The 649-nt window shown below is 72.3% G+C and carries 2 protein-coding genes; both read right to left on the reverse strand.

The genetic code is table 11. From position 1 onward, the window contains the following. Window positions 1–236: DUF3846 domain-containing protein (locus tag AC0VX0_RS12385; RefSeq protein ID WP_475452213.1), on the reverse strand; the 236-nt coding region annotated here is incomplete at its 3' end. Between the two features lie 162 nt (window positions 237–398). Continuing rightward, window positions 399–649 (reverse strand): hypothetical protein (locus AC0VX0_RS12390; RefSeq protein ID WP_475452215.1); only part of this gene is annotated, 251 nt, incomplete at its 5' end.

Genomic DNA, 649 nt, shown 5'->3' on the forward strand with positions numbered 1-649 from the left:
ACGATCACGTCCCACGGGGACAGGCCGGTCACGAGCTCGTGGACCAGGCGGTGGGCCTTGTCGTTGGCGGCCATGCCGTTGACCTTGCCCTCCTCGTTGAACCAGAAGATGTGGCGCTCGTCGTCGGTGTAGAGCAGCTCCACCCAGCCCTCGACGTGCTTCTGGAAGTCCTGCAGGCCGTTGACGGTCTCGGTGGTGGTGGTGCCGTCGGTGGTGATCTTGATCGCGTTCGCCATGATGGGCGGTCCCTTCTCTCGGGGTGCCGGGCCCCTGGTGGGCCCTGCGTGGTGTCCGGGGTGATCCCCCTTGACGTGTCTAACCATACACAGATCGGAGGCGGGATGCAACACCGCCCGCGAGCGCCCCGCGGGTGGGGCGCTCGCGGCCGCCGGTGGTGGTCAGGCGTCAGCGGGGATGCGGGGGTGGCGGCCGGCGGGGGCGGCGCGGTCGATGCGGAGTGAGCCGGCGGGGCCCGCGTGGGTGGCGATGGTGCCGGCGGCCCAGTCGCTGCAAGCCCAGGCGGCCAGGTCCTGGGGCGACTCGGGGTGCGCGGCCAGGCGGAGGCCGTTGAGGTCCTGGGCGTGACGGGCCAGCGTGCTGGCCAGGACGGCCAGGGGTCCGGCGTAGGGGGCGCCGATGGGCGTGGAGT

The sequence above is a fragment of the Micrococcus sp. iso_26 genome, assembly GCF_056172975.1.